Source organism: Lacticaseibacillus baoqingensis (assembly GCF_003946165.1).
In the GTDB taxonomy this organism is placed as follows: Bacteria; Bacillota; Bacilli; order Lactobacillales; family Lactobacillaceae; genus Lacticaseibacillus; species Lacticaseibacillus baoqingensis.
Genome location: NZ_RHOI01000048.1, coordinates 1 through 13304, shown reverse-complemented (window position 1 = coordinate 13304; position 13304 = coordinate 1). Strand labels below are relative to the sequence as shown.

8 protein-coding genes, 5 tRNA genes and 1 riboswitch are annotated in these 13304 nt (G+C 51.7%); of the genes, 1 reads left to right on the top strand and 12 read right to left on the bottom strand.

Annotation, left to right across the window (positions count from 1 at the left end; all coding sequences use genetic code 11):
• Nucleotides 1–132: 132 nt before the first annotated feature.
• From ahpF to metK, 7 genes are all read right to left on the bottom strand, one after another.
• Complete coding sequence (gene ahpF, locus EKM91_RS13105; protein ID WP_125754346.1) at nucleotides 133–1671, bottom strand: alkyl hydroperoxide reductase subunit F; 1539 nt, start codon at nucleotides 1669–1671, stop codon at nucleotides 133–135.
• A gap of 1 nt (nucleotide 1672) precedes the next feature.
• On the bottom strand, nucleotides 1673–2236 hold the full coding sequence (gene ahpC / locus EKM91_RS13100) for an alkyl hydroperoxide reductase subunit C (protein WP_125754345.1): 564 nt from the start codon (nucleotides 2234–2236) through the stop codon (nucleotides 1673–1675).
• 242 nt (nucleotides 2237–2478) lie between these two features.
• A complete protein-coding gene (locus EKM91_RS13095; protein ID WP_164508602.1) occupies nucleotides 2479–3114 on the bottom strand; it encodes a TetR/AcrR family transcriptional regulator in 636 nt (211 codons plus the stop codon).
• 102 nt (nucleotides 3115–3216) lie between these two features.
• Nucleotides 3217–7491, bottom strand: a complete 4275-nt coding sequence (locus EKM91_RS13090) for a 2-hydroxyacyl-CoA dehydratase (protein ID WP_125754343.1) — start codon at nucleotides 7489–7491, stop codon at nucleotides 3217–3219.
• 240 nt (nucleotides 7492–7731) lie between these two features.
• Entirely contained in the window at nucleotides 7732–9021 is a 1290-nt protein-coding gene (locus EKM91_RS13085; RefSeq protein ID WP_125754347.1) for a threonine/serine exporter family protein, read from the bottom strand.
• Between the two features lie 140 nt (nucleotides 9022–9161).
• Complete coding sequence (locus EKM91_RS13080; RefSeq protein ID WP_125754342.1) at nucleotides 9162–10631, bottom strand: MDR family MFS transporter; 1470 nt, start codon at nucleotides 10629–10631, stop codon at nucleotides 9162–9164.
• 77 nt (nucleotides 10632–10708) lie between these two features.
• The gene (metK, locus tag EKM91_RS13075; RefSeq protein WP_125754341.1) at nucleotides 10709–11893 is read right to left on the bottom strand and encodes a methionine adenosyltransferase; all 1185 of its coding nucleotides are present in this window, start codon (nucleotides 11891–11893) and stop codon (nucleotides 10709–10711) included.
• A riboswitch (SMK box riboswitch) is annotated at nucleotides 11891–11974 on the bottom strand. It overlaps the preceding gene by 3 nt.
• A 94-nt stretch (nucleotides 11975–12068) precedes the next feature.
• Here metK and EKM91_RS13070 point away from each other — a divergent pair.
• Complete coding sequence (locus tag EKM91_RS13070; protein ID WP_125754340.1) at nucleotides 12069–12707, top strand: hypothetical protein; 639 nt, start codon at nucleotides 12069–12071, stop codon at nucleotides 12705–12707.
• Nucleotides 12708–12793: 86 nt separating this feature from the next.
• Here the strand turns inward: EKM91_RS13070 and EKM91_RS13065 are convergent.
• The 5 genes from EKM91_RS13065 to EKM91_RS13045 all read right to left on the bottom strand — a co-directional run bounded on the left by EKM91_RS13065 (nucleotide 12794) and on the right by EKM91_RS13045 (nucleotide 13218).
• A tRNA-Asp gene (locus EKM91_RS13065) sits at nucleotides 12794–12867 on the bottom strand.
• Between the two features lie 19 nt (nucleotides 12868–12886).
• A tRNA-Val gene (locus EKM91_RS13060) sits at nucleotides 12887–12959 on the bottom strand.
• 7 nt (nucleotides 12960–12966) lie between these two features.
• Nucleotides 12967–13038 (bottom strand) — tRNA-Glu (locus tag EKM91_RS13055).
• Between the two features lie 12 nt (nucleotides 13039–13050).
• Nucleotides 13051–13140: transfer RNA gene (locus EKM91_RS13050), tRNA-Ser, on the bottom strand.
• 6 nt (nucleotides 13141–13146) lie between these two features.
• Nucleotides 13147–13218, bottom strand: a tRNA-Asn gene (locus tag EKM91_RS13045).
• Nucleotides 13219–13304: the final 86 nt, after the last annotated feature.

The following is a 13304-nucleotide window of genomic DNA, read 5'->3' as shown; positions in this document are numbered from 1 at the left end:
TGATCTTATCTTGAACAGAAAACTGCATAGTAAAACCCCCTGAGTTAGATTTCCTCCAACTCAGAGGGTTCAGTTCACTTTTGGACTAGCAGTTGAGTTTTTTTATTTGCGGTTAAACCCCTTAAGTCAATGCTATTGCCGCACGAGTGCATCAAATGCGCTCAGCGCTGCCGTAGCACCAGCACCCATGGCGATCACGATCTGCTTATAAGCCGCATCGGTACAATCGCCGGCAGCAAAAATGTTGGCAACATTGGTGGCGCCTTTTTTGTCCACCACGATTTCATGATGGGCATTCGTGGTCAAGGTGTCTTGCACCCATTCCGTATTCGGCACTAAGCCGATCTGGACAAAAACCCCATCCAGCGTCAAATGCGTGCTGGTGCCAGTCGCCCGGTCGGTATAGTCTAAGCCATTGACGCGGCCATCCCCGGTAACGGCGGTAGTTTGGGCATTGGCGATCAGCGTCACATTTGCCAACGAGCGGGCTTTGGCCACTAATACAGCGTCAGCGGAGATCTCTGGGGCAAATTCGAGCACGGTGACATGCTTGGCAATGCCAGCCAAATCGATCGCCGCTTCGATCCCAGAATTGCCGCCGCCAACGACGGCAACATCCTTGCCTTTATACAATGGGCCGTCACAATGTGGGCAATAGGCCACCCCTTTATTGCGGAACTCATCTTCACCAGGCACGCCAAGGTTGCGCCAGTGCGCCCCGGTGGCAACGATCACGGTTTTGGCTTGCAGCGCCGTATCACCGGCTAATTGCACCTTGACTGGAGTCCCTGGGGTGATGCCGGTCACCGTTTGGCCGCCTAACAGCGTCACGGCGTATTTGGTCAGCTGCGCTTGGATGTTTTGCATCAAGTTTTCGCCTTCGATATAGTCAGTGCCAGGGAGATTTTCGATGCCCACGGTTTCCAGCGGCTGACCGCCAATGTGATCGGCCACGATCGCCGTCGCCAAGCCCTTGCGCGCGGTATAGATTGCCGCAGCGCCAGCGGCTGGGCCGCCGCCGATGATCAACACATCATAAAGCTTCGCTTGCGCGCCTGCATCAACTGGTGCCGGGCCAGTGTGCCCCGCCACTTTTGCCAGCAAGTCGCTTAACGTTGCGCGCCCATTATGCCATTCCTCACCGTTTAGAAAAACCGTCGGCACCGCCATGATGTCTTTGGCTTCGGCTTCAGCTTGATACATGCCGCCTTCGATCATGGTATGAGAAACATGCGGGTTCAAAATGCTCATGATGTTGAGCGCTTGCACGACATCCGGGCAGTTGTGGCAGCTTAAACTGGCAAAGGTTTCAAACTGCAAGTCAGAATCGATCGCCGCGATTTGCTGGCGCTGGGCATCCGTGATTTTCGGCGCATGGCCGGACACTTGCAACACCGCTAACACGAAGGATTCAAATTCATGCCCCAACGGGATCCCGGCAAAAACGATCCCTGATGGCTCCGCCCCCACTTGATCGACGGTGAAGCTGGGCTGGCGTTTTAACGCCGCTTTTTCTAAACTCAATTTCGGATCTAAGGCGACGACTTCATTCAAGAAATCTTGCAACTTTTGGCCGTTGTCATCGGCTTGCGCATCATAACGGAAAACAACCGGCTTTTGCAAGAGCTTGAAATAAGCCGTCAACTGTTGGGTCAACGTCTTGTCCAGCATGTTAGATCTTCCCCACAAGATCCAGGCCTGGCGTCAACGTTTCGGCGCCTTCCTTCCACTTGGCTGGGCAAACTTCACCAGGATGCGTTTCAACATATTGACCGGCTTTGATCCGATCAATATATTCACTGGCGTTGCGGCCAATACCGTCTGCGTTGATCTCTAACGATTGCACGACCCCGTTTTTATCGAGAATAAATGTGCCGCGTTGGGCCAAGCCCGCTTCTTCATCAAGCACATCAAACATCCGCGCCAGCTGGTGCGATGGATCGCCGATCATGGCATATTGCAGCTTGCCCACGGCGTCGGATTCATCATGCCAAGCCTTATGAACAAAATGGGTATCCTCAGAGACAGAATAGACCTCGACCCCTAATGATTGTAAGGTCTGGTATTGGTCTTGCAAGTCTTCCAACTCAGTCGGGCAAACAAAAGAAAAGTCTGCCGGATAGAACATGACAACACTCCAATGACCCTTAAGATCCGCATCTGTCACGGTGACAAATTCCCCGTTAAGATATGCTTGTGCGCTGAATGGTTCGATTTGCTTTCCTACTAAACTCATGTGAAAAACCTCCTTATGTTCGATACGCCTCTATTGTACATTAGAATGATTATAAATCAACCCTTGACTTTTTTCGTGCACACGAAAAGCGCTTTACGTCCGATTATATCGGCCGTCATTTATTTTTTTATCACCATCGCAACTGCTTGATCAGCCAACAGGCAGACAAATCTAACCCCTCACATGCCAGCTATGGATACTGATCAAAAAAAACACCCCCTAAGATTTTAGGGGGTGTTTTTTTATGCGCGCGGCGTCAGTCCTAACAGCAGGAATTCGACTGCTTCTTGGGTCACGTGTTCTTTATCAACTGGCATATCATCCATGATCACATTAGGGATCATGTACCCGATCAGCACCGACGTCACATAACGCATGATGCGCATCGACTCCCATTGCACGAGTTCGCCTTTATCTTGATACACCTTGAAGACGTCGTTGAACGATTCGCGCAGCGCATCGGCCAACATATTCGTCATTTGCACCAACAAGATGGGATTTTTGCCAATTTCTTGGATGAAGATCTTCATCTCTGGACGATTGGCGGTGACGAAATCGATTCGATCACGAATCCCATACGCCAACAGGTCTTTAAAATGAGGGAAGCGCTTGTCTGCCAAGTCAGAAACAAACTCTCCGGCAGCTTGCGGGATCACTTGATTCAAAAATGGTTCTAAAATCGCCTGCAAAAGCCCTTCTTTGGTGCGAAAGCGTTTGAAGATCGTGCCTTCAGAAACGCCGGCCTTGTGCGCAATGTCCGCCGTTGAGGTCCCATCATAGCCTTGCTCTGCAAACAAAACCAAGCTGGCATTCAAAACCGCCTGTTGTTTGCGTGATAGTCCCCGATTGTCGAGGGCTTGACCGAATATTGTTTGCATATCTAACCCCATCTTACTCATCATCCTCGCTTGGCTTCTTGCTATTAAATATAGCACGCACAGCCAAGCAAGGAACCGCTTTTGGGCATTTTTTATAAAAGTTTAGCCGACACTGACAGCCGCTTTTGCCAAATGCTTATTGGCAGTCGCTAACATCAAGCGAATGCGGTTGAGCTGATTGACGACACTAGTCCCTGGATCGTAGTCGATCGGTGAGATATTTGCGCCTGGGAATTGCCGCCGCAACTCTTTGATCATGCCTTTGCCAACGATATGGTTAGGCAAGCAGCCGAATGGCTGCATGCAGATGATGTTAGGCACGCCGGACTTCAACAGTTCGATCATTTCACCGGTCAAAAACCACCCTTCACCGGTTTGATTGCCTAAGCTTAAGATCTTGGACGCATCGTCGGCGATTTCTTTGATCGCTTCGATGCCTTCAAACCGCTTAGAAGCGGTTAATGCCTTTTGCATCGGTTGTTCGCACCAGCGGATCACACCCATGGCAAATTCAGCAAAGTACTTGGCACTGGCTTTTGCACCTAAGTGTTCGTACTTGTACAGCTGGTTGTACAAGCTGTAGTTCATAAACCCGACAATATCTGGCACAACGGCTTCGGCACCTTCTTTTTCCAGTAAGCGCACGATGTTGTTGTTGGCGATCGGGGAATATTTGACTAAGATCTCCCCGACGACCCCTACTTTTGGCTTCACGGCGTCAGTGAGCGGCACCGTATCGAAGTCTTTGACGATTTGGGCGACGTTTTGCTTAAATTCGCGGAACGACCCTTTTTCAACCGATGGCCGCACGAGTTTTAGCCAGTTTTCGTGCATCTTATCGATTATGCCTGGTTCGGTTTCATATGGCCGCGTGCGATAAACCACGCGTTCAAACAAGTCCCCGTACAAAAAGGCGATCGCAGCACGCTTTAACAGCGGCAAGGTGAACTTGAAGCCTGGAGTTTCTTCGACCCCTTGATTGCCAAGGCTTAATGACACCACCGGTACCTGGGCAAAACCGGCGTCTTTTAAGGCCTTGCGAATCAACGGGATATAGTTGGTCGCCCGACATCCCCCGCCAGTTTGCGTCATCATCACCGCCGTTTTGTTGAGGTCATATTGACCGCTTTGCAGCGCTTCGAGCATTTGCCCGATGGAGATGATCGCGGGGTAACAAGCATCGTTATTGACAAATTTTTGGCCGACATCGACGGCTTTGCGGTCATCCATAGGCAAGTTGACCACGTTGTAGCCGCTGGCTTGCAAGGCCACATCGACCAAGCCGTGTTGATGGATCGGTGACATCATCGGCAGCAATAAGGTGTATCCTGCCTTGCGCATGTCTTGGGTAAAGTCGACTGGTGTTGGGTCAGCAGACAGCTTTTCTGGCATGATCTTGCGCTTGGTGCGTTCGGAAACGGCGGCTTTTAAGCTGCGCAGCCGAATGCGGATCGCGCCCATGTTCGTGCCTTCATCGATCTTCAAGCTCGTATAAAGGCGGTTGTATTGATTCATGATCTCTTCGATTTGATCGGCATCGATCGCATCGATCCCACAACCAAACGAATTCAGCTGCACAAATTCAAGCTGCGGCGTCTTCGCCGCGATACGCGCAGCAGCATACAAACGGGAATGATACGTCCACTGGTTGACCACCCGCAAACCTTGGACATCGCCTAAGTGCGCGATCGAATCTTCGGTCAGCACATGAAAGCCTTCTGCCGTCATCAACTGCGAAATGCCGTGATTGACTTCTGGATCCAAATGATACGGCCGTCCGGCTAACACAATGCCGTGTTCACCCGTATCGCGCAGCATCCGCAGCGTATCTTCGCCGCGATTGCGGATCTTTTGCTTGAAGTTTTCTAGTTCGGCATAGCCGGCGTCTAAAGCATCGGCAATTTCTTTTTCGCTGATATCAAGGTCTTTGAAGCATTCATACAGATTCTTGACGCAGGCTTTGCGATCGGCCAAATTCAAGTAGGGATCGCGGTAGTCGATGCTGCCGTTGGTGATCTCATCCACATTATTGCGGATCACGGCTGGATAGCTTTGCACGATCGGGCAGTTGAAGTGGTTGGCTTGGTGTTCATCTTCTTGGACTTCATACACCACTGCCGGGTAGAAAATGCGCTTGTAGCCTTTATCGATCAAGGCTTGGATATGCCCGTGCACTTGCTTGGCCGGGAAGCACACCGTATCAGACGGAATGGTTTCCATCCCTTTTTCATATTGGGCTTGCGTGCCTTTGGGTGACAATTCTGCACGAATGCCTAATTTCGTGAAGAAAGTCTGCCACAGCGGGTAGTTTTCATACATGTTCAAAACGCGCGGAATGCCGATCACGCCGCGCGTGGCCAGTTTCTTGCGCAATGGGCGGTAGGAAAACAGCAGCTTGTACTTTTCTTCGATCAAGTTGATCTTGCCGTTTTCTTTGGTGAGGTGTTGGCGCAAGCCGCGGGCTTCACCTTTTTCACAGCGATTGCCGGTCACAAAGCGGCGGCCGTCATTAAAAATGGTGATGGTCAATGCGCAGTTGTTTTCGCAGCCGCCACAATGCATATATTCTTTGGTAAAGCTCAGATCATCCAGTTGATCGACACTCAACAAAGTGGTTTCATCCCCGGCGGAATAAGCATCTTTGGCGATCAAAGCCGCACCGTAAGCCCCCATCAAGCCGGCAATGTTTGGTCGGATCACATCGACTCCGGCAATTTTTTCAAATGCGCGCAAAACGGCTTCGTTATAAAATGTGCCGCCTTGGCAAACGATATGGTGCCCCATGTCTTCGGCTTTGCGCATCTTGATCACCTTGAACAGCGCGTTTTTGATGATCGAAACCGACAGCCCCGCGGCGATATCCCCGATGCTGGCGCCTTCTTTTTGGACTTGCTTGACCTTAGAGTTCATAAACACGGTACACCGTGAGCCAAGATCAGACGGATGCTTGGCCAACAGCGCTGCTTGGGCGAAGTCTTTGATGTCATAGTTCAAGCCGGTGGCAAAAGTCTCTAAAAATGAGCCGCAACCACTAGAACAAGCTTCATTAAGCTTGATGGTGGATAACGCATCGTTTTTGATCGTCATGGCCTTCATGTCTTGGCCGCCAATATCTAAGATGAAATCGACATCTGGTTGGAAGTGATGCGCGGCCCGATAATGGGCCACCGTTTCAACTTCGCCGATATCGACCATCAGCGCATTTTTGATCAAATGCTCCCCATAGCCGGTCACCGCCGTTTTGCCGATCGTCACACCGGCTGGCATGTGTTGGTGCAGATCCCGCAAGATCTGCTTGGTTTTTTCCAGCGGATCGCCATCATTGGAGTCATAATACGTATAAAGCAGCTTATCGTCGTCTGACATCAACGCGACTTTGGTCGTCGTCGACCCGGCATCGATACCCAAATACGCCACCCCGCGATAGCTTTGCAAGTCCCGCGAATCGACGCGTGCTTGAGCATGGCGCTTGCGGAATTCTTGCAATTCATCATCATCTTTGAATAACGGCGCCAATGATGACGTCGGGTGCATCCCCGAGTCATCGCCATGCTCCAGCTTATCTTCTAAGGCCACCAAAGTCGTTTGCGGCTGGTCGCTGGCATACAACGCCGCGCCTTTAGCCACAAACAGTTGCGGGTCTTCTGGGAACACCACTTGCTCCGGGGTCAAGTGCAAGGTTTCGATGAAGCGTTCCCGCAATTGATCCATGAAGTACAATGGCCCGCCTAAAAAAGCGACATTGCCGCGGATCTTATGGCCAGCTGCTAAACCGGAAATCGTTTGATTGACCACGGCTTGAAAAATGCTGGCGGCAATATCTTCTTTATGCGCCCCATCGTTGATCAATGGCTGCACATCAGTTTTGGCAAACACCCCACAACGGCTGGCGATCGGATACAAAGTTTGGGCATTGCGGGCCATTTTGTTCAACCCATCGGCATCAGTTTTCAACAAGGTCGCCATTTGATCGATGAACGCGCCGGTCCCACCGGCACAAGAGCCGTTCATCCGCTGTTCCAAGCTGGCGCCGAAAAACGTGATCTTCGCGTCTTCGCCGCCAAGTTCGATAGCGACATCCGTTTGCGGGATCAGCTCTTCAACAGTCTTGGTGCAGGCGATCACTTCTTGAACAAACTTCAATTGCAATAGGTTCGCCAACCCCATCCCACCAGAACCGGTGATGGTGCAAGCCAGCGACACATTCGGCCCCAATTCCTCGATCGCTTCGTCCAAAACACGCTTGCTGGCCGCTTTGACATCCGAATAGTGGCGTTCATACCGCGCAAAGCGGGTGTGATGTTGCGCATCCATGACCACAAGTTTCACCGTCGTCGACCCAACATCGATCCCACCATACAGTGTCTCTTTTTGCATCTTATCACCTCAAAAATTAGTTGATCCCACGGGCACGATTAAATCGCGACCGGCGATTAGATAGTAAGCACTTACTCGCAGATTAGTGTACACCCAAACCGTCAAGAAAACATAATTTTTTGGTCAGATATAAACAATTTATCTCAGTGTCACACTCAAGTAAGATATGACCAATTGATCACTATCATTTTCAGGCATCAAAAAAGTGATCAAGGCCAGTCCCTGATCACTTTTTTTGGCTTAACCGATGTGGCGCCACTGCCGATCCATGATGATCCGCGCCGCCGCCAAGCCCAAAGGCAACGCCACGACGATCAATAAGGCTTTCACCAGCCAGCTGGCGCCAATGTCAAAATGATTCAATCCAAGATTGAACATCGCGCGATACATATATAATCCCGGCACCATGATCACAATGGCTGGCACGGTCAGCGAGATGCGCGGATAACCTAAGCGGCGATTCAGCGGACTCGCCAACAAGCCGGCTAACAATGCCCCTAAAAATGCTGCCGCTGCAGCCGGCACCGTCAAATCGACTAATTCCAAGCGCAAGGTATTGGCCAATGCCCCGACGATCCCAGCGATCGCCGCCATGCGCACCGGTGAGTTGAACATGATCGAAAAGCCAAACACCCCACACCAACTGGCCGCTAACCGCAACCCCAATAAGGTCGCTGGCCCCAGCCCTAAGGGGATAAAGTTGGCCGGTTGCAAATGCACCAACATCGCCACGACCCATCCGGTCAAAGTCGCGACCGTGATCACCATGATCGCAAACGTCCCGCGCTCCAACCCCGAGCGCATGTCTTGCTTGGCGATATCCAACCCACTGGTGATAAACGGAAAGCCCGGGATCACAAACAACATCGCGCCGATATAGCCGGCTTCATGCGTTTGCGACGCGCCTCCCCCCCAAGCCAACACCTTAAATGTCAGCAAATACACCAAACACGCCGCAGCGACTGACACCGCCGTCGACGCTGCCACCGTGATGTGATGGGCACCCATCAGCCGCCGGATATAATTGCCGACTCCGGCGCCAAAAAAGCACCCGACCATTTCGATCGGCCCGCCGCCCAGCAAGAACACGAAGGCGGCACAGGCTAAACCAGATGCCAACCCAGCTTGCAATGCAGTAAAATTGCCAGGCTTTTTTTCGATCGCATCCAGCTGGTCATGGATCTGATGAGCGGTCAATTCAAGCGCTGTTTCGGCAAACTGCGCCACATAACGCTCTAACGTGGTCAACTTGTCGGTATTGACGCCACTGGCAGGCAAGCTGAGCGTTTGGGTGTAATGATGACCATGATCAAAGCAGGTATACGACAACGAGATCAAACCGACATCGGCAGCACAAGTCAAACCCAGCGCCCGCGCAATGGTATCCATCGCCGCGCGCACCCGCCACGCCCCAGTGCCGCAGCTGAGCATCAATAAGCCGATCCGCCCAACGATCGCCGCACGTGCGGTTAAGCTCGCCGCTTCGATCGGCGTATCTAATGCCGCGAAGCTATGCCAATGAATGGTCATATGATGTTTTGAAGATGGGGCAAAATGATATTGCCGGTTGTTTTCAACAGCCAAAGCCAAGTTTCCTCCTATCAGTGCGATTGCGAACGTCTCTTTTACGGTAACACGGCATGCGCTTTGAGGAAAGTTTTCATCCGCGCTCACCCTTGGTCACTGAGCTTTTGATCGCGATCAAACCAATTGGCCACGATCGCCAAGCCGACGATCACCACGGTGCACCAATAGATCCCATGCAGCCCAGTATACAAAATGTGCCGCAGCGGCGTCACCACCGCAGGCGCCAATTGCTTGGCTTTTTGCGGATCGATCAATTGATTGAGCATATCCAGCTTCAACCCGGGATGAGCCGCAACGCCTTGGGCCATTTTCAAATTCAACACGACCCCGTACACTGAAACCATCAGCGTCTGACCCAAGGTGCGGCACAAGGTATTGAAACTGGTCGCCACCCCAACGACAGCCTCAGCCACCACCGCTTGAGCACGGACCGTCGTGGTGGTGATCACATTCCCAAAGCCAAAACCCAAGCCGCAGGCGATCGCCAAAAAGGCCCAGTATGGCGTGGTTTGAGGAACGAGCGCCAACAAAATGCTGCCTGCCAATAACACCCCTAATGCCATGGTCATGATCTTTTTAGGCGTGGTCACCACTAACAGCCGGCCAGCGACGAATGACCCCACGATCCACAACATTGAACTTGGGGTGATCGCAAAACCGCCTAGTGCTGCACCTAAGCCTAAGATCCCTTGGACCCACATCGGCATATACGCTTCATAGCCGATCACAAACCCAGAGATCAACGCGGCAATGACATTAGTGATCACGAACGCGTGATTCTTAAACAGCGCCAAGTCGATGATCGGATCGACCGCCCGCTTTTCTTGCCGCCAAAACAGCGCCAAACACCCGCCTGCTGCCGCCAGCCACCCCAACAAGGCCCACACCCCATGGGTGCCGGCCAGGGCTTGAAATCCTAACAGCAAAAACAGCAGTCCTAACACCAGCCACAATGCGCCAAAGTAATCGATCGGGGCTTTTTGCGGGTGGAAGTCTTCATGATGATAAACGGCCACCAATACCATTGTAAGCAAGCCGATCGGCACATTGATAAAATAGATCCAATGCCAAGACAGCCGCTCGACGATGAAACCGCCTAATAAAGGTGCGACCAATGCCGCGATCCCCCATGCCGAACCATTGAAGCCCAAGACTTTTGCGCGCTTTTCAAACGGATAGATATCGGCAATGATAGTAAACGTGACTGGCATGATCGCCCCGGCACCGATGCCTTGCAGCGCCCGCATCACGATCAAAACCGGCATCGAGTTGGATAAGCCGGATAAAAGTGACCCGGTGACAAAAATCGCCAAACCGATCAAAAATACCGGCTTGCGGCCGCTGCGATCGGCCAGCTTGCCAAATACCGGCGTTGCCATGGCATTGGTCAGCAAGTAGATCGAAATGATCCAATTCATCAACTGCACGCCATGCAACTCGCCGACGATCGTGGGTAAGGCAGTGGAAACGATGGTCCCTTCGATGGCAGTCATGAACGTCGCGATAAAGATCGCGATGGTCACCGCCACCACATTGGTTGTTTTTTTCGGCATATTACCGTCCTTTCTATTTTTCCAAAAAAATAGCAGCCACTACCGGATCCTCCGGTAATGGCCGCCTCTTCACTCGTTTAATCTAAGTACTTAGCTAACACATCGACTTTATCGAGGTGTTCCCAAGGAAGATCAACATCTGTACGTCCAAAATGACCATAAGCCGCCGTTTGTTTGTAAATCGGCCGGCGCAAGTCAAGCATTTGAATGATCCCTGCAGGGCGCAGGTCAAAGTTTTCGCGAATCGCTTGTTGGATCACATCTTCGGCAACTTTATTCGTGCCAAAGCAGTCGACTGACACAGAAACCGGCTGAGCCACGCCGATCGCATAAGCCAGCTGCACTTCCATGCGGTCAGCTAAGCCGGCTGCTACCACGTTTTTGGCGATGTAACGCGCCGCGTATGACGCGGAACGATCCACCTTAGTGGCGTCTTTACCAGAAAAACAGCCGCCGCCATGCCGGGCGAACCCGCCATAAGTATCCACGATGATCTTACGCCCGGTCAAACCAGAGTCAGCTTGCGGCCCGCCTAACACAAAGCGGCCGGTTGGGTTCACATAGATCTTCGTTTGCGCATCCAACAAGTTAGCCGGGATGACCGCACGAATCACTTGTTCCTCGACGTCTTTGCGGATCTGCTCTAAGGTCGCTTCTGGATCATGTTGCGTGGAAACCACGACGGTATCCACACGCACCGGCTTTTGGTCATCGTCGTATTCAACGGTCACTTGCGCTTTGGCATCTGGGCGTAAGTAGCTGATCTTGCCAGTCTTGCGCAATGCCGCGATTTTTTGCATCAACTGATGCGATAACGCGATCGGCAATGGCATATATTGGTCGGTTTCGTTGATCGCATAGCCAAACATCATCCCTTGATCACCAGCACCGATCTTATCCAGCGGATCGGATTGGCCTTCACGGGCTTCGTAAGAGTCATTGACCCCTTGCGCAATATCAGGCGACTGTTCGTCCAGCGCGACCAGTACCCCGACAGAATCAGGATCAAAGCCGGATTCTTTGGTATAGCCGATTTCGCGGATCGTTTCGCGCACGATTTTTTGAATATCGACATAAGCCGTCGTCGAGATCTCCCCAACGACCAACACCAATCCGGTGGTAACTGTGGTTTCACAAGCAACATGGGCTTGTGGATCTTCAGCCAAAATGGCATCTAAGATCGCATCGCTGATTTGATCAGCAACTTTGTCTGGATGTCCTTCTGAAACAGACTCCGACGTAAATAAGTGACGTTCCTGCATAGTTTATGTTTCCCCCTTAAAATTTCGGTTACAAGGCATGTCCGCAGTGCGGACCCCATCGGGAATTGTATTGCAACTCCATAAGCATACCATTTTTCCATTAAAATGGCGAAATATCTTTGCCTAACGTCGTTTGCTTTTGTACCATAGAAGAGATTACGAAAGGACCGTCTGTATGTTAGTCAAAAAGCTCTTCCTCGGCACGACTCGTTTTCTTCAAGTCGCTGCTTTCCCGATTCTCTACACCTGGGGCAGTCTGACTTGGTCTTGGCCACTTGGCTGGGCGCTGGCGATGACTTTGGCGTTAGCGCTGATGCACCCTCTCAAGCAAGTGGCTTGGGGGTGTGGGCTTGGGCTCGTCTTTGGCGTCTTGGCTTGTATTGGGCAATGGCGCTTATTGCCGCTTGTGATCGCGCAAGTCGGTTTGGCATATCTCTTAAGTACCCAAGCGCTCAAGCCGCGCTGGCAAGCAACGCTTTGGTTCATCCAGGTGTATTTTAACCAGACCTTGCTGTTAGTGGTCCTCATGCACGTGCTCACCCCGATGAGCTTGCTGGTATTGGCGTTATTGTCCTTGCCGTTTATTCTCGCCATGTGGAGCGACCAACTACCTATTTGGGGCGTATTAGCCGCCTTATTGGCGGTGATCGCGGCAGGCTATTGGACCCAACAGTTGACCTTGATCGCTGCCGGTTGCCTGTTAGTGATCCCTTGCTTGATCAGCCCAAGAGTCACCCCAATGCGGCCGATCATTTATGACTGGGCCAGCATCATCATGATCGTGATCTTTAATTTGACCCGGCTCCATGGTTAACCTTTAGCCTCGCTGCGGCGAGGCTATTTTTTGACCCTAAAGTCAAAAAAACACCCACCGCCAAACGGTGAGTGTTTTTTATATGCCGGTTCCAACGAGACTCGAACTCGTGATCTCCTGCGTGACAGGCAGGCGTCCTAACCAACTAGACCATGGAACCGTAATCAGAATAAAAAAAATGGAGGATATAGGGCTCGAACCTATGACCCTCTGCTTGTAAGGCAGACGCTCTCCCAACTGAGCTAATCCTCCAACTAAGTGACCCGTACGGGATTTGAACCCATGTTACCGCCGTGAAAGGGCGGTGTCTTAACCACTTGACCAACGGGCCATATGCAATCTACGGAGAGTAAGGGATTCGAACCCTTGATACGGGTAAAGCCCGTATACATGGTTTCCAACCATGCTCCTTCGGCCTCTCGGACAACTCTCCATGCAACTCCGGATGTCAGGCTCGAACTGACGACACCCTGATTAACAGTCAGGTGCTCTACCACTGAGCTAATCCGGAATAAAATACAGCGTGGCGACTTCCTACCCTCGCAGGCAGTTGCCCACCAACTACTCTCGGCGTAGAGAAGCTTAACTTCTGTGTTC

Coding starts and splice junctions, on each gene's coding strand:
- ahpF (WP_125754346.1), bottom strand. CDS start 1,671: ATGCTGGACAAGACGTTGACCCAACAGTTGACGGCTTATTTCAAGCTC.
- ahpC (WP_125754345.1), bottom strand. CDS start 2,236: ATGAGTTTAGTAGGAAAGCAAATCGAACCATTCAGCGCACAAGCATAT.
- EKM91_RS13095 (WP_164508602.1), bottom strand. CDS start 3,114: ATGCAAACAATATTCGGTCAAGCCCTCGACAATCGGGGACTATCACGC.
- EKM91_RS13090 (WP_125754343.1), bottom strand. CDS start 7,491: ATGCAAAAAGAGACACTGTATGGTGGGATCGATGTTGGGTCGACGACG.
- EKM91_RS13085 (WP_125754347.1), bottom strand. CDS start 9,021: ATGACCATTCATTGGCATAGCTTCGCGGCATTAGATACGCCGATCGAA.
- EKM91_RS13080 (WP_125754342.1), bottom strand. CDS start 10,631: ATGCCGAAAAAAACAACCAATGTGGTGGCGGTGACCATCGCGATCTTT.
- metK (WP_125754341.1), bottom strand. CDS start 11,893: ATGCAGGAACGTCACTTATTTACGTCGGAGTCTGTTTCAGAAGGACAT.
- EKM91_RS13070 (WP_125754340.1), top strand. CDS start 12,069: ATGTTAGTCAAAAAGCTCTTCCTCGGCACGACTCGTTTTCTTCAAGTC.